16 protein-coding genes are annotated in these 21,449 nt (G+C 39.0%); 12 read left to right on the forward strand and 4 right to left on the reverse strand.

Annotation, left to right across the window (positions count from 1 at the left end; all coding sequences use genetic code 11):
• The first annotated feature begins 5 nt into the window (after window positions 1-5).
• From GYM71_RS01865 to GYM71_RS01900, 8 genes are all read left to right on the forward strand, one after another.
• Window positions 6-1,508, forward strand: coding sequence for an FAD-dependent oxidoreductase (locus GYM71_RS01865; RefSeq protein ID WP_220220712.1), 1,503 nt, complete (start codon window positions 6-8; stop codon window positions 1,506-1,508).
• Window positions 1,509-1,768: 260 nt separating this feature from the next.
• Window positions 1,769-3,073 carry an extracellular solute-binding protein gene (locus GYM71_RS01870; RefSeq protein ID WP_220220713.1) on the forward strand — a complete coding sequence of 435 codons (1,305 nt, stop codon included), beginning with the start codon at window positions 1,769-1,771 and terminating at the stop codon, window positions 3,071-3,073.
• A 136-nt stretch (window positions 3,074-3,209) separates the two neighbouring features.
• Window positions 3,210-4,127 carry a magnesium transporter CorA family protein gene (locus tag GYM71_RS01875; RefSeq protein WP_103753139.1) on the forward strand — a complete coding sequence of 306 codons (918 nt, stop codon included), beginning with the start codon at window positions 3,210-3,212 and terminating at the stop codon, window positions 4,125-4,127.
• Window positions 4,128-4,141: 14 nt separating this feature from the next.
• Window positions 4,142-5,059, forward strand: a complete 918-nt coding sequence (locus GYM71_RS01880; RefSeq protein WP_220220714.1) for a serine hydrolase — start codon at window positions 4,142-4,144, stop codon at window positions 5,057-5,059.
• Between the two features lie 172 nt (window positions 5,060-5,231).
• Window positions 5,232-5,786, forward strand: a complete 555-nt coding sequence (locus GYM71_RS01885) for a TetR/AcrR family transcriptional regulator (RefSeq protein ID WP_103753137.1) — start codon at window positions 5,232-5,234, stop codon at window positions 5,784-5,786.
• Between the two features lie 24 nt (window positions 5,787-5,810).
• Entirely contained in the window at window positions 5,811-8,804 is a 2,994-nt protein-coding gene (locus GYM71_RS01890) for an MMPL family transporter (RefSeq protein WP_220220715.1), read from the forward strand.
• A 342-nt stretch (window positions 8,805-9,146) separates the two neighbouring features.
• Window positions 9,147-10,715, forward strand: a complete 1,569-nt coding sequence (locus tag GYM71_RS01895; protein WP_220220716.1) for an ATP-binding cassette domain-containing protein — start codon at window positions 9,147-9,149, stop codon at window positions 10,713-10,715.
• A gap of 114 nt (window positions 10,716-10,829) precedes the next feature.
• Window positions 10,830-11,846 (forward strand): zinc ribbon domain-containing protein, encoded by a 1,017-nt coding sequence (locus tag GYM71_RS01900; RefSeq protein WP_220220717.1) that lies wholly within the window; start codon window positions 10,830-10,832, stop codon window positions 11,844-11,846.
• A gap of 54 nt (window positions 11,847-11,900) precedes the next feature.
• Here the strand turns inward: GYM71_RS01900 and GYM71_RS01905 are convergent, their stop codons facing one another.
• Together GYM71_RS01905 and GYM71_RS01910 are read right to left on the reverse strand one after the other, a co-directional pair.
• Complete coding sequence (locus tag GYM71_RS01905) at window positions 11,901-13,277, reverse strand: NAD-dependent succinate-semialdehyde dehydrogenase (RefSeq protein ID WP_220220718.1); 1,377 nt, start codon at window positions 13,275-13,277, stop codon at window positions 11,901-11,903.
• A gap of 119 nt (window positions 13,278-13,396) precedes the next feature.
• Window positions 13,397-14,182, reverse strand: a complete 786-nt coding sequence (locus GYM71_RS01910) for an alpha/beta hydrolase (protein ID WP_220220719.1) — start codon at window positions 14,180-14,182, stop codon at window positions 13,397-13,399.
• 255 nt (window positions 14,183-14,437) lie between these two features.
• On the opposite strand from GYM71_RS01910, the gene GYM71_RS01915 reads away from it, so the two are divergent.
• From GYM71_RS01915 to GYM71_RS01930, 4 genes are all read left to right on the forward strand, one after another.
• The gene (locus tag GYM71_RS01915; RefSeq protein ID WP_103753131.1) at window positions 14,438-15,043 is read left to right on the forward strand and encodes a TVP38/TMEM64 family protein; all 606 of its coding nucleotides are present in this window, start codon (window positions 14,438-14,440) and stop codon (window positions 15,041-15,043) included.
• Window positions 15,043-15,570 carry a GNAT family N-acetyltransferase gene (locus GYM71_RS01920; RefSeq protein WP_220220720.1) on the forward strand — a complete coding sequence of 176 codons (528 nt, stop codon included), beginning with the start codon at window positions 15,043-15,045 and terminating at the stop codon, window positions 15,568-15,570. The genes GYM71_RS01915 and GYM71_RS01920 overlap by 1 nt, the downstream gene beginning before the upstream one ends.
• A 205-nt stretch (window positions 15,571-15,775) precedes the next feature.
• A complete protein-coding gene (locus GYM71_RS01925) occupies window positions 15,776-17,413 on the forward strand; it encodes a malolactic enzyme (RefSeq protein WP_220220721.1) in 1,638 nt (545 codons plus the stop codon).
• 12 nt (window positions 17,414-17,425) lie between these two features.
• Entirely contained in the window at window positions 17,426-18,391 is a 966-nt protein-coding gene (locus tag GYM71_RS01930) for an AEC family transporter (protein WP_103753128.1), read from the forward strand.
• Window positions 18,392-18,470: 79 nt separating this feature from the next.
• Here the strand turns inward: GYM71_RS01930 and GYM71_RS01935 are convergent, their stop codons facing one another.
• On the reverse strand, window positions 18,471-19,892 hold the full coding sequence (locus tag GYM71_RS01935) for an IS3 family transposase (RefSeq protein ID WP_336511416.1): 1,422 nt from the start codon (window positions 19,890-19,892) through the stop codon (window positions 18,471-18,473).
• Between the two features lie 38 nt (window positions 19,893-19,930).
• The gene (locus GYM71_RS01940; protein WP_220220722.1) at window positions 19,931-21,157 is read right to left on the reverse strand and encodes a CPBP family intramembrane glutamic endopeptidase; all 1,227 of its coding nucleotides are present in this window, start codon (window positions 21,155-21,157) and stop codon (window positions 19,931-19,933) included.
• Window positions 21,158-21,449: the final 292 nt, after the last annotated feature.

Consider the following 21,449-nt stretch of genomic DNA (forward strand, 5'->3'; position numbering starts at 1 on the left):
GTTCAATGAAAAAGCGCGAATACGAAATAATTGTTGTCGGTGCAAGTAATGCTGGTGGCATGGCAGCAGCTGCTGCGGCAGAAAAAGGGGCTAAGGTTTTAGTAATTGATAAGATGGGAAGTGCAGGCTATTTATACCGCGAAACGATTGCGGCTATTCATAGTAAGGCTCAGAAAAAAGCGGGAGTAGAAATTGATCGGAACGAATTAGTTAATTTTCTTTCTACTTTTAACCAAGGTAATGTTGACCAGAGACTGCTAAATACTTGGGCAGATAATAGTTCGGAAATGGTTGACTGGCTTGATGAGCAAGTTTTACGTCCTCATGGAGCATATATTAAAGCAACACCTGACGCATATTATGAGACAGAGCGCAATCATGCGTTTCCAACCGGTAATGAGGCCACAGCACCTGATGGCAAGTATTGGCAAATGGGCTATGGTAATTGGGTAATTGCCAAGGCAGAAGAGCTCGGCGCTGAATTTGCCTGGCACACGAAATTAGAAAAATTGGTAGTTGAGCATGGCAGGGTAACCGGTGTAATTGCTAAAAACATGAAAACCCAAGAACCGCTCGCTATTAAAGCCACAAAAGCAGTTATTTTGTGTACTGGTGGTTATGGATCTAATCAGGCCTTAATGGCAAAATGGAATCCATTAGGATTAAAGACAAATGTTTACACTGATAGTCAAAGGGATGATGGTTCAGGAATTACAGCTGCGATGGCAATTGGAGCAGCTAAAGATGAAGAGCCCGCCTCCATTGTTTTTAACCGCGGTGCTGTGCCGGTCGGAACAAATGCTGAAGATTTTTATGAAGTTGATTTAACACCTCCTGATGATCCCGGCTATTTGTGGCTTGGATCTTATCCGATGCTAAAGGTTAACCTTAATGGTGAACGGTTCTTTAATGAAAGTGCGCCATATCAGTTCCAAATGACTGCAGCTTCAAAGCAACCGGGATATTTGAGTGCCATGATTTGGACTGAAGATACAATGAGCGATGAAAATCTTAAGCAATACCATACCTTAGGCTGTTCACGTTTGGGCTTTCCTGGAATTTTTACGGGTGAAGAGGCTCGCAAAGAAGTGAATGATCGCCTAAAGGAAGGTCTAGTTCAAAAAGCTGATAGCATTGATGAACTCGCGAAGAAATTAGGTCTTCCTGCAAATAATTTGAACAAGACAGTTGAGCGGTACAACGAAATGGTGGCATCTGGCAGCGACACGGACTTTGGCAAAGAAAGCTACCGTTTAGAACCAGTTGCCAAGCCGCCTTATTATGGCGCAATTATTGGCGGGCGTTTGCTTGCAACCTTAGATGGTCTGCGTGTGAATTTACAAATGCAGGTTATTAATCAGCAAGGAAACGTGATTCCTGGACTTTATGCTGCAGGGAACTGCTCCGGTGGCTTTTTCTGGGGCATTTATCCTGACCATGTTCCTGGACTAACGGCTAGTCACGCTTTAACTTTTGGGCGTCTGGCTGGAAAATATGCGGCAGAATAACTAAAAAATGACTTATTGAGGCAATAAGTCATTTTTACTTTGTCACAAAGTAAGGAACTAGAACAAAATACGACTAATTTTAGTCAAATTGATCTAAAGCCGAACTATTTTTGCTAAAATAATAAATAAACGAAATAAAACCGAATTTTTCAGCTAATTTTTATTGTAATCTTACTTTTCATGCTATACAATAAATAAGAATAAAATGATCAACTATTTATTGTTGGTTAAACCAGTATTTTGGAGGAAAAATAGAAAAAATGAAATTTGGTAAGAAGCTAGCTGCAATTGCTGTGGCCGGTTTGGCTTTAGTAGGAACTGCTGCGTGCTCAAACAATAATTCATCTTCAACATCAACATCGAATAAGATTCCTAAGGTAACAAAGAAAACCACGGTGGTCTTCTGGCACGGAATGCAGGGAGCTCAAGCCGATACATTAAAGAGTCTTGCAAAAGAGTTTGAAGCCAAGAATTCTAATATTAAAATCAAGTTGGAACAACAAGGAAATTACGATGATTTACAGGCAAAACTGAATTCGACGATGCAATCACCGAAGAACCTGCCTACAATTACCCAAGCTTATCCTGGTTGGCTTGAAAGTGCCGCTAAAAATAACATGTTGGTCAATTTAACTCCTTACATTAATAACCATGATGTTGGTTGGGGGAGTTCAGCTGCTTCAGGAATTAAAGCTGATATGCTTAATGGCGCTAAAATTAACGGCAAGCAATACGGTATTCCGTTTAATAAATCAACTGAAGTCTTGATTTATAATCCTGCAATGCTTAAAAAGTACGGTGTAACCAAAGTACCAACTACAATGGCAGAATTAAAACAGGCTGCGCAAACAATTTACCAGAAGAGTAATCATCAGGTAGCCGGTGCCGGCTTTGATGATCTTGATAACTACTACGTGTTGGGCATGAAGAACGAAGGTCAAGATTTTTCTAGTAAGATTGATTTTACCGGTAAGGCTTCCAAAAAGGTGCTTAATTATTATGTAGCTGGTGAAAAAGCAGGCTACTTCAGAATGGCTGGTTCTGATAAGTACTTATACATTCCATTCACAAATAACAAGTTAGCGATGTTTGTGACCTCATCTTCAACAGAAACTTGGATTAAGCAGGCAGCCAAAAAAGGTTTTACCTATGAAGTTGCGGCACGGCCAAGCAAGTATACGATGCAGCAGGGAACCGATATTTACATGTTTAATCAGGCCAGTGCAATGCAAAAAGCTGCGGCCTTTAAGTTCATGAAGTTCCTGTCCTCGAAACAAGGTCAGATTAAGTGGGCCAAAAAGACGGGCTATATTCCTGTTAATGAGGATGCAACTAAGTCTACAGAATACAAGTCAATTAAGCAGTTTAAATTGCCAGCAAAATTAGAGACAATCTGGTCAACTAATTCACTTTACAGTGTTCCGGTTATTAAAGACTCAAGTGCCACTTTTAGCCAATTGACGCCAATTATGCAATCAATTCTTTCTGCGGCTCAGAAAAATAGAAATGTGAACAAGGCTATTAATACTGGAAAGACCAAGTTTGATGCAGCCTGGAAACAATAATCATTAATTGACAGAAATAAAAAGCAGGTTTTTACGCCTGTTTTTTTATTTATCGTTTTTCACATGAATGGTAAAATAAAAGAACATTAATATGACTTTTTGCGTCTATTAATTCATCAACCTAGGGGTGAAGAAAATGATTAAAGAACAGAAATTTCCGGTGGCAACCAAGTATCGGTGGTTTGACATTAGTAATCTAAGTGAAGATGACAGTAATACATTACAGGACGAGTTTAATTTTACGCCTGATATGATTTCTTACATTTCTGACCGTCATGAGCGCCCACACTATGATTACGATACCCACACGCATATCCACTTGATGGTTTATGATGTACCAATTTGGCCTACTAAAACAATTAAGCACTTTACATCACATCCGGTTACTTTTTTGGTCTCGGGTGAGAATATCTTTACTTTTCACACTGAATCAACCAGTTACGTTTTTGATGAATTCAATGATTTAGCAATGAGACGTGAATTGTCGACGGCACAAGATGTAACGGAATTATTGATGAAATTTCTGTTATTTTTATCGCAATACTTTCAGCGAGCAGTTACACAATTAGATGTACAGCGGAATACGCTTGATCAAAAATTATCAGATGACATTGATAATAAGGATTTAGTTGAATTATCAAGCATTGAAAAAAGTTTAGTCTACTTATCCAGTTCAATTCAAACCAATTTGATGATGCTGCACAGTTTAAAATTGTCGGAATTGGATTTCACTAAGCCGGCACGCGAGCGGCTGGACGATGTTTTAATCGAATCGAATCAGTCAGCAGAAATGGTTAAGATTTCGCAACAAGTAACGCAAACTCTCTCGGCAACGTCCAATAACATGATGAACAATAACCTAAATGACACGATGAAATTCCTCACGGTGTGGTCATTAGTTTTGACTATTCCGACCATTCTAACGGGTTTTTACGGGATGAATGTTAGCTTACCAGTAAGTCATAATTCGTCTGATTGGATTGCAATCATGTTGATCACGATTCTTTTAATGGTCTGGTTGATTGTATTAATGAAACGACATCATTTCTTCTAAATTGAGGCAAAAAAATGAAAAATAAAGTCCTCATCGGCTCTTTAATAACAACACTACTAGCATTTATGTTGTATTCGGTTAACATTAAGCGAGTAGAGAATTCGCAAGTTCAAATTGTAAATCAAAAAAATACCACCAATAAGTCTAAGGGTAAAACTGCCCATGAACCAAAAATGGCAGCAGTTGAATATCCCAATCACATTAAAGTTGCTTCTGGCAGTAATCAGGATTGGTCAAAGCAAATTGAAAAGGTGATGGGAAAAGATCAAAGCTATCAAGTTAGTGTTCAAGACTTGAATTCAGGTAAATTTGCGCGGGTATCAAATACTGCAAAAGCACATGAAGTTGGTGCTACGGGTAACCTCTTTTTGCTTGCGGCTATTTACTATCAGGAGCAACATGGTAAACTGAGTGACCATACTGCGATTAAGGTAAAAAAAGCGGATCGAGCTAAGGGCGATAAAATGCTTAAACCTGGAATTGCATATGGCGTAACCTTTTTAAAACAGACTTTAATGCGCAAAAATAAGACTGCTGGGAATGCTTTAACAAGAAAAGTTAAGCCCGCTAAAATCAATGAAGTAGCGCATAAAATGGGTGCGACTAACACCAAATTCGGTGAGCATTATTCGGCTGGTCCGGTGGCCACAACAACGGCTGCTGACTTAGCTGCAGTGATGAACAATTTGTACCAAAATAAAACTTTGAACCGGCAATATGCCAATATGGCGCTGGGTTCACTTAGTCTAACTGGTAAAAAGCCCAAGATTGTGGCACAAACTAACGGTGCAACCATTTATGCCATTGGTGATAGCAGAGCAAACGTTGCACTTGTGCAAAGTCACGGCCATGCCTACTGTGTGAGCGTCTGGGCTAGTTCTGACCGCAGTTTTAGTAATTTAGGTAAAACAGTTAACGGCTTTTTTAAGTAAAATAAACTAATTAATCCAAGTTTTTGGATTTTTTTATGTCCAAAAAAGTCTTGCATTACAGGCCTTCACCTAACTTTTGGCAAAAAAATAATAATAATTTACACTTTGTAGATTGTAATCTTCAAACTGTAGTGCTATATTGTTCACTATGCTGTTATAAGGAGGGGTGAATTTGGTTAAAAAGAGAAGCCTCGATCTTGATAAGGTGATTGCGAAGGCGACGGAGCTGATTGGTCAAAAAGGACTTTCTGCGACTACTCTGCCGAACCTAGCTAAAGAGTTAGGCGTTCGTTCACAGTCACTCTATCACTATGTTTCAGGTCGTAAGCAATTATTATCACTTGTTGGTGCAAGCAGGATTAAGATATTAAGTAAAAAGCTGGTTGAAAATCTGATGGGCATTGCAGGAGAGGAAGCTTTACTGAGATTTGCGGATATTGTACGTAATTTTATTTTGAATGACCCCGCACTTTTTAGTATTCTTTATCACCTGAATGAGTATAAACCCGAAGATGCTATCACTAAGGAAATCATGAATGTAATCGCATTGGCCGATAAATTGAATTTAAGAAGTGACAGTACTGTTTCACTTCATTCTTTAATCGGTGCGGTATTAGGATATGTTTTTCTAGACGTATCAGCATCTTTTGAGAATGAAACTAGTAAAGAGGCCGATCAAGGTTACCATGATTTGATTCTCAAATTAGTTCAGCCAAAAAATATTTAATTAAGAATAGAGAGGAAAAGCAGAGTGCAAAAACTATTAAAGAACCATATTTTTTCATTCATTGCATGGATTTTAATTTTAATTATTTCTGTTGTGGCTTTGCCAGATGTTACCGGATTAACGCGTGAGCACTCAAATATTTCCTTGCCGCAAGATGTTCAAAGCGAGGTCGCTAAGTCAATTCAAAATGATTGGGGACCTAAGCAAAAGGACACTTATCAAATAGCAGTTGTCTTCAACAAGGAAAAAGGCAAATTAACCGCAGATGATAAAAATGCAATCAATGAAACGATTGACCAATTAAAAGAAAACAAGAGCAAGTACGGTATTAAGATGGTCATGGCACCGGATGATAATATCGCAACGAAAAAGCAATTGCAGTCCAAGGACGACAAAGCCTGGATTTTGCAGCTTAATGTTGCGAAAAAGCATGGTCCGGTCAATGATGTTGAACAAGAGCTGAATAAAGCTGTTAAAACAACGGGAATTCGGACTTATGTTACGGGAGCCGATGTTTTACAGAATTCCTTTTCAAATTCAATCCAAGAAGGGATAAAGAAAACAGAGGTTATTACTGTCATCTTCATCTTTATCGTATTAGTGATTGTATTTAAGTCACCAATTGTGCCACTGATTTCGTTATTAACAGTTGGGGTGTCTTTCATTACCGCCTTTTCAATTGTTACTAACTTAGTGAAGTTCCAAAACTTCCCATTTTCAAACTTTACGCAGGTCTTCATGATTATTGTTTTGTTCGGAATTGGTACGGACTACAACATTCTTTTGTATGATAAGTTTAAAGAAGATTTGGGTAAGGGAATGGATCGCTATGAAGCGATGAAAAGCTCCCTCAAAGTTGCTGGGAAAACCATTCTATATTCGGGCTCATCTATCCTGATTGGATTTTCAGCCCTAAGCTTAGCTAACTTCTCCATTTACCAATCAGCAGTTGGTGTGGCAGTTGGTGTAGCAATCTTATTAATTGTTTTATTAACCTTGAACCCATTCTTTATGGCTGTTTTAGGTGAAAAAATGTTCTGGCCAGTTAAAAAATTTACTGGTGAACAAGAAGATAAATTATGGCATGGTATTTCTAAGGGAACACTAGCACACCCAATTATTTACTTAATTGTCCTTGCAGTTGTGGTAACTCCATTTGCTTTGATGTACTCAGGTCATCTAAATTATGATGATACCGACGAAATTGATAATGCAGAGCCAGCAAAAGCAGGGATGCGTGTAGTTCAAAAGCACTTCTCAGCTGGTATGGCTGAGCCTTCTACTTTGTATATCAAGAGTAATCATCGTCTTGATAACGAAGCGGACTTGCGCTTAATCGATCAACTGACGAGACAATTAAAGTCTTCAGGTGATGTCTCACTAGTAACTTCTGTCACCCAACCTTACGGTGAAGAGATTGATCAGCTTTATGTTAAAAATCAGTTGAACACTGTTAATCAAGGGGTTGACCAGGCGCGTGCTGGTCTAGGCAAACTAAGCAAAGCAAGTAAGAAGTTAGCTAATGGTGCAAGCCAATTAGCTGACGGTACTAGTCAATTACAGGATGGAACAGGTAAGCTTCAGAGCGGAGCTAACCAGTTACAAAGCGGCACTAGCCAATTACAAAGTGGTGCTGGTCAATTGCAAAGCGGCTCCGGCCGTTTACAAAGTGGCACTGCTCAGATGACTAGCGGCTTAAACCAATTAAATTCGCAGCTATCTGCAGGTTCTCAAGGAATTGCAGCCGCACAGTCAAATACTAAAGCTGCACTTGAAAAGAGCTATAAGGCTAATCTGGCACAAAGCATTAATAGTGTTCCCGGATTAACGCCACAACAAAAGATGGCCGCCATGCAAGCAGCTGGCGCAGCTCTTGAAAAATCATGGTCGCAAGTTTCGGCTTCTATGCCAAATGTCTCGGGCCAAATGGGTCAATTGCAATCAGGTGTAGGCAGATTAGCCTCTGCATCTGGTCAATTGAATTCAGGTGCTACCACATTAAATGGTGGTGTCGGTCAACTAAATTCAAATCTTGGTAAATTAAATTCAAGTGTAGGCCAGTTTAGCTCCAGTATTGGTCAACTAAATTCAAGTGTCGGTCAGTTAAATACCGGTGCAGGTCAACTTGCTTCAGGAACACCTAAATTAACTTCAGGTGTTGATGAAGTTAACAGCGGCTTAGGCCAAGGAGCAGCTTACTTAACGGGTCTTGCTAGCTCATCTGCAGCAGATAGTTTTTACATTCCGAAGGAATTTATCAAAAATGATACTTTCCAGACTTCAGTTGATAACTACCTTAGTCCAGATAAAAAGTCAGCAATGATTATGATTGTCTTTAATTCAAACCCGAGCGGAACTGAAGCAACTGAAAAAGCGCAGGAACTTAGTTCAATGGCTAAGAAGTCATTGCAAGGAAGTCGCTTAGGTAAAGCAACGATTGCCATGGGTGGTGAAAGTTCCAACATTGCCGATATTAAGGATATTGCTAATAAAGACTTTATTAGAACAGCTGCAATTATGTTGATCGGAATTGGCATTGCGTTAATCTTTGTCACTCGTTCATTGCTGCAACCAGTTTATATTCTGGGCACGCTTCTCATTGCTTACTTCTGCTCATTATCAATTACTGAATGGGTTGTAAAAGCTACAATGGGCAAGGACTTATTAACTTGGAATACGCCATTCTTTGGTTTCATTATGTTAATTGCCCTCGGAGTTGACTACAGTATCTTCCTCATGACACGTTACCGTGCAATTGAAGGTAATAAGCCAAGTGAACGAATGCTTAAAGCTTGTGGTATTATCGGAACAGTTGTGGTTTCAGCCGCAATTATTCTAGGTGGTACTTTTGCAGCCTTAATTCCGTCAGGCATTCCAACTTTGATTGAGGTTGCATTAGCAGTTATTATTGGTTTGATTATTCTCGTCTTCATCATGCCAATTACCTTATCTGCAGCAGTTAAGCTGACTTATGAAGGTGTTCATTGGAAAAAGAAGAGTAGACGAGTAAAAGGTTAAATAGCTTGAAACAGAAAGATTGATTTCTCAAATTGAGAGGTCAATCTTTTTTGTTTACCTTTAAAACTCAGGCTGCACTTGATAATATGGTGGTTTTGCAATCAGATAAATAATGAAATACAATTAAGTAATAAATGAGAAAACTAATCTAATGGAGGAAAGAGTCATGTCAAGAATAGTTGTTAATAGGTAACGCAAATTAGCATTGATGACCTTTTTTATCAAACGCTAATAGTGGCACCTACTAGTTTAACGATCGTTAACTTAATATCTAGGAGGGTAGTCCAATGAAAACTGAAGCTGGCATCAATCAGATCAGTTAATCTATTACCGAGGTAAAAATTGGAATTAATAAAAATCAATCACTTAACAGTAAATGTGGCAGCGAAAAAATTATTTGAAATTGCTAGTCTTGGAATTAATTCAAAGCAAAAGATAGGCTTGATCGGGAATAATGGGGTTGGTAAAACCACTTTGATGAAGCTAATTGCTGACATAAGTAACCCGTCTGAGCAAATTAAAGCTACGGGATCAATAACAAGACTCTGTAATTGGGCTTATGTTCCGCAGCTCTTAAATGCGCAAGATAAAAGTGGTGGCCAGCGTGAAAAGTTAGCCATTAGTAGGGCAATTGCACAATTAAGAAACGCACCAAAAGCATTGCTCTTATTGGACGAGCCGACCTCAAACTTAGACTTTGAGCAGCAAAAATGGCTGATTAACTTAATTCGTGGTCTAAAAAGTTCGTGTTTAATTATTAGTCACGATCAGCATTTTCTAAATCAAGTTTGTGACACAATTTGGTGTGTTAAGGACCAGCGTGTAATCACTTTTAAGGGAACCTACTCAGAATTTAAACGAGCGCAGGAAAAGCAGGCTGCACGTGTGCAATTAGAATATAACGAGCAGGAAAAGCATCTTAACCAATTAAAAGCTAGTTTTAAACGGCATGCTAAACAAGCTGGTTCCTTTAGCCATCCGAAAAAGCACATTAGCAGTTCTGACTGGCGCTCAAAGTCGCTAGGAAAAGTAAAAGCCGCTAATAATGTCGCTCGTGCAACCAAAAATTTATCAAGGCGAATTGAAAAAGAAGCAAAAACGCTAACTAGGCCAGTTTTTCGTAAACAAATCACCTTAAAAAACGGTGCTGCCCAGATGAAGAATGAAGCAATTGCACCTAAAAGCAAGGCTTTAAGACTAAATCCGCAAAAAGTAGTGGCATACCACAAATTACTTTTTACAATTGAACAGGAAGTCAATTTGACCTACCAAAATAAGCTTATCCTAACAGGTGCCAACGGTGTGGGTAAATCAATTTTTCTAAAAGAGCTATTTAAGCGTAAGTTAACAGGCTTTTACCATCCCCAGCTGCAGATAGGCTATTTTACGCAAAATATCATTAAGCTACAATCAGACCAAACGGTGCTCGAAGCGATTATGAAAAGCAGCATTTTTGCTACCAGTGTTACTATGCAAGTTTTGGGTGATCTTCACTTATGGCAGATACGGCATCAAAAAATTGAAAACTTATCTGGTGGTCAGTTAGTTTGTTTTAATTTGGCGCGAATATTGACGGGTAAATATAACTTGCTGCTACTGGATGAGCCTACTAATTTTCTTGACCTAGAAGCTCTTGCTGCTCTCGTGGACTTTATTGCCGCTTATCCTTACGCACTGATTATCGTTTCGCATGATCGATCATTTATTGAGCAGTTAGGGTTACCAAAATGGATGATTAATCATCAGCGGCTATCTACTAAAGTGGCGGCTAGCAAGCAATCATCAGCTAGTAATGACAATAATCTTGAATTATTAAAGTTTCAGCGCGACCAGTTAATGCTTAATCCAGAAGCTTCAGTTACAAAAATCAAGCAATTAACAGCTGAAATTGAACAATTGCAAAACCATTAGACGAGCGCCGTTTAATAGTAAAGATAAAAAAGTACGATAAAGAAGTTTTCTTTATTGTGCTTTTTGTTTTATGATTAACATATTAAATAAATATCTGAGCAAAGGGAGTTTCTTATGACTACTTGTCCAAATTGTGGCCGGTCAATTACTGATAATGACAAAGTTTGTCCTAACTGTCAGTTTAATTTACAAAAATATCGTGATACGTTCTTTACGGATCAGCACCAGACCGCCAATTATGAAAATAAAAATACTGCGAAGAAAATTGCCAGTCGTGAGGCATATCGGCAAGAGTTTTATCCTAAAAAGCAAAACTTAACGATTAAGAAAATGCTGCAATGGATGCATCTTAATAGTATGATTGTCTTTTTGCTGGGAATTGCATTGTTGTTAATAATGAGTTTTTCGCGAAGTATTGGTTGGATCTGCTTTTTTGCCTTACTAGTTTGGCTGTATGCTGTTTGCGTCCGAACTGCTGACATTGAGCGTTACACGGTAGATGAGCGACTGACAGAAAAAGTTAATCAAATTGGCTCTAACTTGTTTAATAATGTTGAAGATTCAAAACAAAAGGTCAAGTCCAGGAAGAGGTCAACCAAAGGCGAGCAGCGTGTGGAAGAAGAGGTCGCAACGGTTAAAAAGCATTTTAATTATGTGCAGCTGCTTGTAATTTTGATGGCAGTTATTAACCTAGTTGTCTTATTCACGGGTTCAGGTGCATCAGTAACTGATATTTCGTATAGTGGCAAAATGTCGATTACTAGGGTGGCATTTGGCTTAGCCGGCCGGTTATTCTCATCTAGCGAAACCATGCTTTCTGGAGTAATTGTCTGTGTGATTTGGCTACTAATTCTGCTCTTTCCACTGATTATTACCTATAATACGTTGAAAGATACAGTTAAGGGGCGCCAGATTTCCTTTGTCTTATCGTTAATTGAGACGGTATTTCTCGTCTATTTAATCTACCGCATGTCAAACAGTGCATTATCAAATACGGGTATTTTAAAGAATATTACTAGCCAGCTGCTCTTATACGCAGTTTCAATCGGAGCATCGACTTACTTCTTGATTTTATCTAGTGTGATGATGACGATTTTGCTTGGCTACAACCTATTTAAAAATAAAAATTAGGGACAATAAAAAGGCCAGACGCATCTCGTCTAGCCTTTTTTATTACTAGTTAAATTATTCGGTTGGCATACTGATTACTAGGTGCTCATTGACAAAAGCCATCATGCCAAGTTCACTTAGCTCACGACCATAGCCGGATTTTTTAATTCCGCCGAATGGCAATTCGCCTGAACTGATCCACGTGCCGTTAATAACGGTCATGCCTGTTTCAATCTGAGCAGCTACTTCTTGTGCATGCTTTACGTCGGCGCTGATAACTGATGAGCCTAAACCATAACTTGAGTCGTTTGCCAAAGCTATGGCTTCATCTTCATCTTCGACTTCATACACAATTGCAACTGGGCCGAAAAATTCTTGATCATAAGCTGGGTTTTGCTTGTCAACATTAGTTAAAATAATTGGCCGGAAAAAGGCACCAGCAGAATCAATTTCTGGATATTGGTAAAAGACCTTGGCACCTGCTTTAACTGCTTCATCAACTTGCTTAGTTAACTTGTCTTTAGCGTTAGCAGAATTCATTGGTGGCAAAGTAGTAGCTGGATCAAGCGGGTCACCTGGCTTCAGTGCAGCAAAAGAATTCTTTAATTCATGTAAGACTTCGTCGTAACGGGTTTTAACTGCAATGATTCTCTTAGAAGACGTGCAGACTTGTCCATCGTTGTATGTTCGCGCGGTACTCAAAGCCTTCTTTAAGACTTGTGGGTCAGCATCATCCAAAACAATAAACGCATCATTTCCGCCTAATTCCATCGTTGATTTCTTTAGATTCTTACCAGCATTTTCGGCAACGGATGAACCGCCCCGTTCGGAGCCAGTTAAGGCAACTCCTTGAACTCGTGGATCAGCGATAATGTCATCAAGTTGGTCATAACTTGGGTAGAGGTTGATTAAGCTGCCCTCTGGTGCACCAGCTTGCTTAATAATCTTGGCGGTCATGGCTGCTGATCCAGGAACATTGTGGGCGTGCTTTAATAAAATCGGGTTTCCAACGATAAAGTTAGGGGCAAACACGCGAATTACTTGATAAAGTGGGAAATTCCATGGTTCACATGCCATGATTACGCCAGTAGCTTGCTTAAGGTAATAGGCCTTGCCCAGCTTAGACTCGATCGGTTGTGGCTTAAGCATTTCAGGACCATGATCGGCGTAGTAATAACAGATTGAAGCACAAAGTTCAACTTCACCCTTTGATTCACCAATCATTTTACCCATTTCACGGGTCATGATTTCTGCCATTTCTTGTTCATGTTCACGAAAGGCTGTCGCAATTTGATGTAATGTCTTGCACCGGCTTTCTGGCTCTTCATGACGCCATTTTTGGTAAAGTGCATGTGCTAAGTTGATTGAGTCTTCAATTTGGCTAGCGGTCGGATTGTCGTAACTGGCAAAGGTTTCGTTAGTGTACGGATTAATTGATTGATATTTAGCCATCTTGTTATCTCCTTAGGTACTGCAACTAATTGCAGTAAAATTTATAACAACTATTATAAACCGTTTTCATCAAAAAGTGGGGTTTTTCTGGTTACCTTTACTAATTATTTATAAGTAACTTACTTAACAGGTTTTTTAGCAAGGTAAGAGATGGACTCGGCCAGATAGTCGCTAGCATAGGACATGGCATGGCGCTTGCCGGCAATTAGTTTGAGGTCAACGCTATGATCGGCTTTAGCTAGTTGACTAATAAAATCAAGTAAGTAGTCGGTTGGCGATAACTCGTTAGTGGAGTTAAGCATTAATAAACGCCCTAGATTGTCGTAATCATATGATTGTGCGTCTAATTTTTTCAAAGTCTCCTGCTTATCCGTGCCCGTGTAGGTAAGAGTAAAATACTTGTAAAAGGCATCATTAATTTGCTTTAAATCAGTTATGCCAAATTCAAAATTTGCTTGCTGAGATGGACGAACATCTTGGTGGTTTTTCATCCAAGAAGAAAAAGAAACAGGTGCAGACCAAGTTACAGTTGGGAAACCGTATTTACCCGCTAAAAATAGTGCCATTACGCCGCCGCTGCTTGCACCTAATTGGGTAACCGCATTAGTTCTATTTTGCCCATACGAACTGTTAAGCAGCCAATTTACAAAAGTAACACTGTCATTATGAGCGGCTGGAAAAATATGTTTGGGCGCTAGCGAATAATTGGGCGCAAACACAATAAAATTCTGCTCCGTAATTTGGGTGCAGTAATCCTTCAGGTTACTTTTATCACCGCGAAACCAACCACCACCGTGCCAGAATAACAGGATTTTAGTTTCCGCATTTGTTTTCTCGGGTAAATAAATATCGGTTGCCAACTGCTTTTTTTCATCATAAAGAACATCATTAATAATAGTCGTCATTGCTAACCTCCAATTCGTTCTTGAATTTATTATACTTTAAAAGGCAAAAGTGTTTATGTTTTGAAAAACAGTTACCTTCTTGGTACCTTATTTTTAGTTACTTAACATGGAATGATAAATTGCTATCTTTTAATTACCTTTTCTATAATTAATTTTAAAATATTTAAGTTATTATAATTATTGTGCTGAAGAGCTAAAAAAGTAATCATCTAAGTGAATTTTTTGGTAAAATTAGCCTAATATTGGAGGTAAGTTATGCATCTTTCAGCTAAAGCTAGTCGAAGATTAATCAATATCTTGACCGTTGTCAGCGGGATTATTATTATTCTATTGTGTATTTATTGGTACCGCTTAGGGATTTTTACTAGTCAAGCGAAGATGAAGGCATATTTGGCTGATAAGCGCATCATCGGGCCGGTGATTTTTGTCTTAATTCAAATTATCCAAGTAGTCATCCCAATTATTCCGGGTGGTGTCTCTTTGTTGGGCGGAGTAATTTTCTTCGGTCCATTAGCCGGGTTTATCTACAACTATGTCGGAGTTTGCATTGGCTCAATCATCAACTTTTTCCTTGCGCGTTTTTATGGACGACCATTTATCCTGCACATTGTTTCGGAAAAAACGCTCGATAAGTATATGAAGTGGACCAAAAACCAAAATAAATTTAACTGGTTTTTTGCAATCTGTATTGTTGCGCCAATGGCACCTGATGACGTTCTTTGCCTGCTAGCCGGGTTAACCGATATGAAATTCTGGACTTACTTTTGGATTATCATTTTGGGTAAGCCATGGACAATTGCCGCCTACAGCTTTGCCCTAATGTTTGGAATGGACTGGCTTCTTAAGGTAGTTGGCAAATAATGACTGCACGAATCTATTTGCGACCATTTAAGGCTGAAGATGCAACGACACTTCTAAAATGGGGCCAAGATAAGTACTATCACCAGTTAGCGGGTTTTGATCATTACCAAAATCTGACTCAGGCTGAAATTGCAGCTGGCCAATATGCGGCTAGAAAGTATAGTTATGGGGTCTGCTTGGAAAAAACGCATAAACTAATTGGCCTAGTTGAACTATATGATCGCGGCACTAATGAAGCCGAACTACTTACTTCTAAGGAAGTCGGCTTCTTATTAGATAAAGAGTTTTCAGGTCATGGCTACATGACAGAGGCCTTAACTTTGTTGTTTAATTTTGCTTTTGGCAAGTTAAAGCAAGAGCAGATCTGGGCCGGTACTTTTACCAATAATGAACGCTCGCAAAGATTATTGCGAAATTTAGGTTTCAAATTTATTTATGCCGTTGATTTGAGTAAAATCAGCAACTTATTTTCGTATGAAGAAAAATATTATCTGCTTAAACGGGCGGATTGGACTAACTTAAACTAGAAGAGACTAGGAAAATTGCTTTCTTAGTCTTTTTTTGTACTTAAAAATATTTTTTTCTTTTTTATCAAAATCAGTTAAGCAAAAATATGAATAAGTCAAGTGATTTTATTGGTAAGCTCAATTATTTGAACTATCACTATAATGGGAATAAGCTAAAAGTGTTAATAACCAAAGAAAAATTTCGTCTAGATTGGAGAGTGGAATTATGGAAAAGACAGGACAAGATCGTTTAAATGATCCTTTTTTGAATCATGGCACAGCTTTTACTGAAGAGCAACGTAAGCAATATCATTTAGAAGGGATGTTGCCGCCGCAAGAGCAATCGCTTGAAAGCCAGGTACGTGAAGTCTATTTGCAGTACCAAGAAAAGTCAACTAACTTAGAAAAACGCATTTTTTTAATGACTATTTTTAATACCAACCGGGTGCTATTTTTTAAAATCTTTAGTGAACATGTGACCGAATTCATGCCGATTGTTTATGATCCGACAATTGCGGAAACAATTGAAAATTACAGTCACCTGTTTGTTAATCCGCAAAATGCCGCTTTCCTTTCAATCGATAAACCTGATCAAATGGAAGCCAGTTTAAAAAATGCCGCAGATGGTCGCGATATTAAATTGATTGTAGTTACTGACGGTGAAGAGATTCTCGGAATTGGCGACTGGGGAACTCAGGGAGTTGATATCTCTGTTGGTAAATTGATGGTTTATACGGCCGCAGCTGGTGTGGATCCGGCCTGCGTTTTGCCAGTTGTACTCGATGTCGGTACTAATAACGAAAAATTACTCAAAGATGATCTTTACTTGGGTAATAAACATAGTCGGGTTAATGGCGATAAATATTACCAGTTTGTAGATCAATTTGTTCAGTGTGTTGAAAAGCTTTTCCCAGGATTGTATTTGCACTTTGAAGATTTCGGCCGTGATAACGCAGACAATATCCTGAAAAAGTACCGTGAACATATTTTGACGTTTAATGACGATATTCAAGGTACTGGAATTATTGTGTTAGCCGGAATTTTAGGAGCATTAAAGATTAGTGGGCAAAAATTGACTGAGCAAAAGTATGTCTGCTTCGGAGCCGGTACCGCCGGTACTGGCATTGTTGAACAAGTATATTCTGAAATGTTACAAGCGGGCTTAAAGCCTGAAGAGGCCCGGCAGCATTTCTACTTAGTTGATAAGCAGGGATTATTGTTTGACGATACACCTGATTTGACGCCAGCGCAAAAGCCTTTTGTCAGAAAGCGGTCAGAATTTGCCAATGCGGATCAGTTAAAGGATCTGAAGAGCGTAGTTCAAGCGGTTCATCCCGACATCTTAGTTGGAACATCTACTCGCTCTGGCGCCTTCACTCAAGATATTGTGACCGAAATGGCGGAGCACACTGAACGGCCAATTATTTTTCCATTATCCAACCCAACGCAATTGGCGGAAGCAAAAGCGCAAGATTTAATCGAATGGACCAAGGGCAAGGCGTTAGTTGCTACGGGAATTCCAGCTGATCCGGTTGATTATCAAGGTGTTAAGTATGAAATTGGTCAAGCAAACAATGCCTTAGTTTATCCAGGACTTGGACTTGGTGCTTTAGCAGTTAATGCTAAAGTTTTGAGCGATGAAATGATTAGTGTGGCTGCTCACTCATTAGGTGGAATCGTTGATTCAACTAAGCCGGGAGCTGCTGTTTTACCACCAGTTGAAAAGCTCAATATCTTTTCGCAAACAGTTGCACATGCCGTGGCTAACCAAGCAATTAAGGATCACCTCAATCAAAATGAATATGACGATGGTAAGCAAGCTGTTGAAGCTTTGCGCTGGGCGCCGGAATATAAAAATGAATAGGAGTGAGGATCAATGCAAGCCTTTATTACTTCTTTAACTAGTGTTGTTGAACTGTTATTGGTCATTGCGTTAGGCTACTGGCTACGCAGCAGTGGAAAACTAGGAGATCAGTTTAAAGGCAATATTTCATATTTAATCATGAATATTGCTTTACCAGCTTCAATTTTTGTTTCCGTGTTGAAATATTTGACCCGCGATAAATTGTTTGGTTTAACTGGCGGCCTCGTTTATGCCATCATTTGTTTCGCCCTTAGCTATTTGTTTGCTTGGCTCTTGTGTAAAGTTCTTCGTATCCGCAAAGGAAGACGCGGGACTTTCATCAATGCTATTACTAATGCCAATACGATTTTTATTGGCTTACCATTAAACATTGCTTTATTTGGGCAAAAAAGTATGCCTTACTTCCTGATTTATTATGTGTTAAATACAGTTTCTACTTGGGCAATTGGGGTCTTCTTCATCTCAAGTGATGATCCAACTGTGCAAAAACAGAAACAGCAGAAATTTAATTGGAAGAAATTGTTGCCTGCACCATTAGTTGGTTTCCTAATTGCTTTAATATGTTTATTAGTTGAAGTACCGATTCCGGGATGGATTACAACCGTGCTAAGTATGGTGGGCGGAATTGTTACACCAATGTCACTAATTTATATCGGAATTATTTTAGCCGATGCTGGTTTGAAATCAATTCACTTAGACCGTGATACAATTTGGGCGCTACTTGGAAGGTTCATTTTAGTACCAGCGCTGATGATTATCTTGATTGTCTTTGGTGCTAATTGGGGCCCAGCATTACCGAACCTTGCAAAGGAAACTTTAGTAGTTCAATCTGCTACGCCAGCATTAGCCGTTTTACCGATTTTAGTCGGTGAATCTCACGGAGACGTTCAATATGCAACTAATGTTGTTACTACTTCAACGGTCTTATTTGTAATTGTTGTTCCACTCGTTTTAGAGTTAACCGAATTTATTTTGTAATTGGTAATTTGACGATTTATCTTGAAATAAAAAAGCCTGAGATGATATGAACCCCAAAATTAGGACAGTTTAATAAATTTTAACTAAGGACTAATGCCCGATATTCAAGCGGACTTAGTCCTTTTAGTTTTACCTTGATTCTTTGCTGGTTATAGTAACTGATATATTTTTGGATTCCTTCTTCCAGCTCCTTTAGACTCTTAAACTGGGCTTCAAAGCCATAGAACATTTCCCGTTTGAGTATGCCAAAGAACCCTTCCATCAATCCGTCATCTAAGGAATTGCCCTTACGCGACATAGACTGTTCGATTCCATGGTCTTTTAGCCAAGCTTGGAATTTAGGATGCTGGTACTGCCAGCCTTGATCTGTATGAAAAATTAGACCATTTAATGCTGGATGCTTGCGCCAAGCCTGTTTTAGCATGTCCATAATCTGTTTAAGATTAGGACTGCGGGAAATGGAGTAGGCAATCACCTCTTGCGTGCAGCCATCAACAATGGGTGACAGGTAGGTCTTCTGACCGTTGAGTTTAAACTCGGTTACGTCTGAATACCACTTATGTTCCGGGTAAACTGCGCTAAAATTACGTTTAATCAAGTCGGTCTTAATTGGACCCTGGGTGCCGCGATAGCTATTATACTTATGCCAGCGTTTACTGACGATGCCAAAGAGTTTCAGCTTGTTCATCAAGCGTTGTACTTTTTTGTGATTGACTAATAAACCACGCCGTCTAAGTTCCAGAGTAATGCGCCGATAGCCATAGCGATGCCGGTGTTCTTCATAAATGGCTTTGATTTCAGCCATCACCTGCTGGTTGCCACGATCCTTATCCTTTTTCTGCAAATTGTAGTAATAATTACTGCGGGATAGATGCGGGAGATTGGGATTAGCATTAATAACAGCAAGAATAAAAGTTACGCTGACCTTGAGTTCATGCCTTAGCTGGGTAACTGCCCGGGCTATTTCCGCGGCTTGCGGTTCTTGGTCCGCTGGTCGACTAAGGCGGTCAATTTTTTTATAAATTCGTTCTCGACGGTCAGCTTCAAGTTCTGCTGGCGTAAGTGCTCGTTTTCTTGCTTCAGACGTTTGATTTCTGGATCTTGTTTGGGCATGGGGTGATCGTCCTTTCTGTTTGATAACGACATTATACCCGTTTTCACGATAGCTGCGAAGCCAATTAGCTAGCATACCGTTACTTTTTAGGCCAAGATCAATTGCCACCTGATAAGCTGGTTCATGCTTGACTAGTACTCGTATAATAGCCTGCTGTTTAAACTCAAGTGAATATTCAGTATAGGGCTGGTCTAAAATAGCTAGGCCGTGACGTTGAATAAGAGCAAGCAAATACTTAATGTTAGCAGGATTAATGCCATAACGTCGACCCAATTCACTAGGTCTAATGTTATAATTCCGCCAAAGATTGAAGATTTTAAATTTTATCTTGTTTGGATAATTTAGCCATAATAAAAACCTCGAAGTTGTCCTAACTTCGGGGTTCATATCAAGAATTTTCCCAGACTTTTTTTATTAAAATCAAACTAGTTCACATTCATTATTCGATCGGCATTTTCTTCCATTACTTGTCTAGCTTTGCCGAACATCATCCAAATTGAAAACAGAAGTGGAACGCCAACGATCAAGATAGTGTAAATGTAATCTGTCGCATAACCATGCCAGTGCCATCCTGAAGAATTCCAACCAGTAAGCATATTAGCGACGAAGTCTGATATGAAGTGAGCAACAATTGCTGGCCAAAGCTTTCCCGTATAAAGATAAAGAACAGCCCATAAAAAGCCACAACCGGTCACACCAATTGCTTGCATAATAGTGGCCGAAAGGGTTGCACCGTGCCAGCCAACATTTCCAAGATGGGCAAGTCCAAAAAGGAGTGTGGAACCATAAATGGCAATTGGAACCCGCCATTTTGGCAAGTGGTTAAAACCTGCTAGCAGGATGATGATGTTTAGATAACGTACAGCTTCCTCTAGGATACCCGGTTCGATTGCACATGTTAAATTAGGTAAGGAAAATTTCAGATTATTAAAATCATATCTAAAAAAGACGGTCCAAATATCTTTGGAATAAGCGTTAAAGCAGTTGTAAAACAAGTCTAATAATGTAAAAAGAATGAGTAAAACAAAAGTAACTTGCTGGAAGTTTTGGCTTTTGTTAAATTTCAAGTTGGGATTAAACCTGAAACCCCAAGCTTTTCCTAGAAAACATGCCAAGATAAATAGGCTAATGGCCGCGATTACTCCTTGTCCCGTAAGTGAATGCATAATTTTGAGACTTCTGGAGACTTTTAACGTGTTGACCAGTCCATACTGGATATTTAATAAGAAAACAATCAGCAGCCTTAAGAACCAGTTCTTAATTTGGGCGGCATAAACCATGGCAATTGGTAGTAGCAAACCAAGCAACACTGCCCATAATAGTAGTACCCAAATAATTTCAATTTGGGGCAAATGCACTAAAAGTAAGTTGCCGATTTTAAGCCAAAAAGTGCAAAGGATGCCGGGGCCAAAAAGTAGGCTTAGCCACCGCGTAAACTCGTAAGTAAATTTATCTTTAACCTTCATTTTTTGAACATAAACTGTCAGTGCTAAAAAAAGCACAAGTAAAATAATAGCAGTTACCTGATTTTTCGTCTTTGTTGCATTGTGCAAGCCGCTAACCATCAGCAATACTTCTGCAAGTAAACAAAAAAGAATCTGGAAAGCATATATTTTTTGCCAAGTCTTTTTAGGTAGATTAGTAATTTTCATTTTGGCCTCCTGATAATCAGTATTATAAGCTAAAAAAGGTAATAGATGATTTGCTTTTTCAAAATACTTCATATAAGTAGAAATAGTATTTGCTAAAAACAAGAGAATGACTTAAAATAATATCCAAACACGGAATCCTAAGACTGTTTTAGAGAGTCCACGTAGTGGTGAAAGTGGACAGAGGTCGTTTCCAGATTCCATTAATGTGGGTAATTAATAGTTACACGGTTTGCGGCACCGTTATCGCCAACTTAATGAAGTGCAGTCATGCTAATGACTGAAACTGGGTGGT

The organism is Lactobacillus panisapium (assembly GCF_019469265.1).
Classification (GTDB): Bacteria; Bacillota; Bacilli; order Lactobacillales; family Lactobacillaceae; genus Lactobacillus; species Lactobacillus panisapium.

Bases quoted from the DNA above. Each gene is read 5' to 3' on its own strand.
- GYM71_RS01900 (WP_220220717.1), top strand. From the start codon at position 10,830: ATGACTACTTGTCCAAATTGTGGCCGGTCAATTACTGATAATGACAAA.
- GYM71_RS01935 (WP_336511416.1), bottom strand. From the start codon at position 19,892: ATGAACCCCGAAGTTAGGACAACTTCGAGGTTTTTATTATGGCTAAAT.
- GYM71_RS01930 (WP_103753128.1), top strand. From the start codon at position 17,426: ATGCAAGCCTTTATTACTTCTTTAACTAGTGTTGTTGAACTGTTATTG.
- GYM71_RS01865 (WP_220220712.1), top strand. From the start codon at position 6: ATGAAAAAGCGCGAATACGAAATAATTGTTGTCGGTGCAAGTAATGCT.
- GYM71_RS01910 (WP_220220719.1), bottom strand. From the start codon at position 14,182: ATGACGACTATTATTAATGATGTTCTTTATGATGAAAAAAAGCAGTTG.
- GYM71_RS01880 (WP_220220714.1), top strand. From the start codon at position 4,142: ATGAAAAATAAAGTCCTCATCGGCTCTTTAATAACAACACTACTAGCA.
- GYM71_RS01875 (WP_103753139.1), top strand. From the start codon at position 3,210: ATGATTAAAGAACAGAAATTTCCGGTGGCAACCAAGTATCGGTGGTTT.
- GYM71_RS01905 (WP_220220718.1), bottom strand. From the start codon at position 13,277: ATGGCTAAATATCAATCAATTAATCCGTACACTAACGAAACCTTTGCC.
- GYM71_RS01940 (WP_220220722.1), bottom strand. From the start codon at position 21,157: ATGAAAATTACTAATCTACCTAAAAAGACTTGGCAAAAAATATATGCT.
- GYM71_RS01915 (WP_103753131.1), top strand. From the start codon at position 14,438: ATGCATCTTTCAGCTAAAGCTAGTCGAAGATTAATCAATATCTTGACC.
- GYM71_RS01920 (WP_220220720.1), top strand. From the start codon at position 15,043: ATGACTGCACGAATCTATTTGCGACCATTTAAGGCTGAAGATGCAACG.
- GYM71_RS01870 (WP_220220713.1), top strand. From the start codon at position 1,769: ATGAAATTTGGTAAGAAGCTAGCTGCAATTGCTGTGGCCGGTTTGGCT.
- GYM71_RS01925 (WP_220220721.1), top strand. From the start codon at position 15,776: ATGGAAAAGACAGGACAAGATCGTTTAAATGATCCTTTTTTGAATCAT.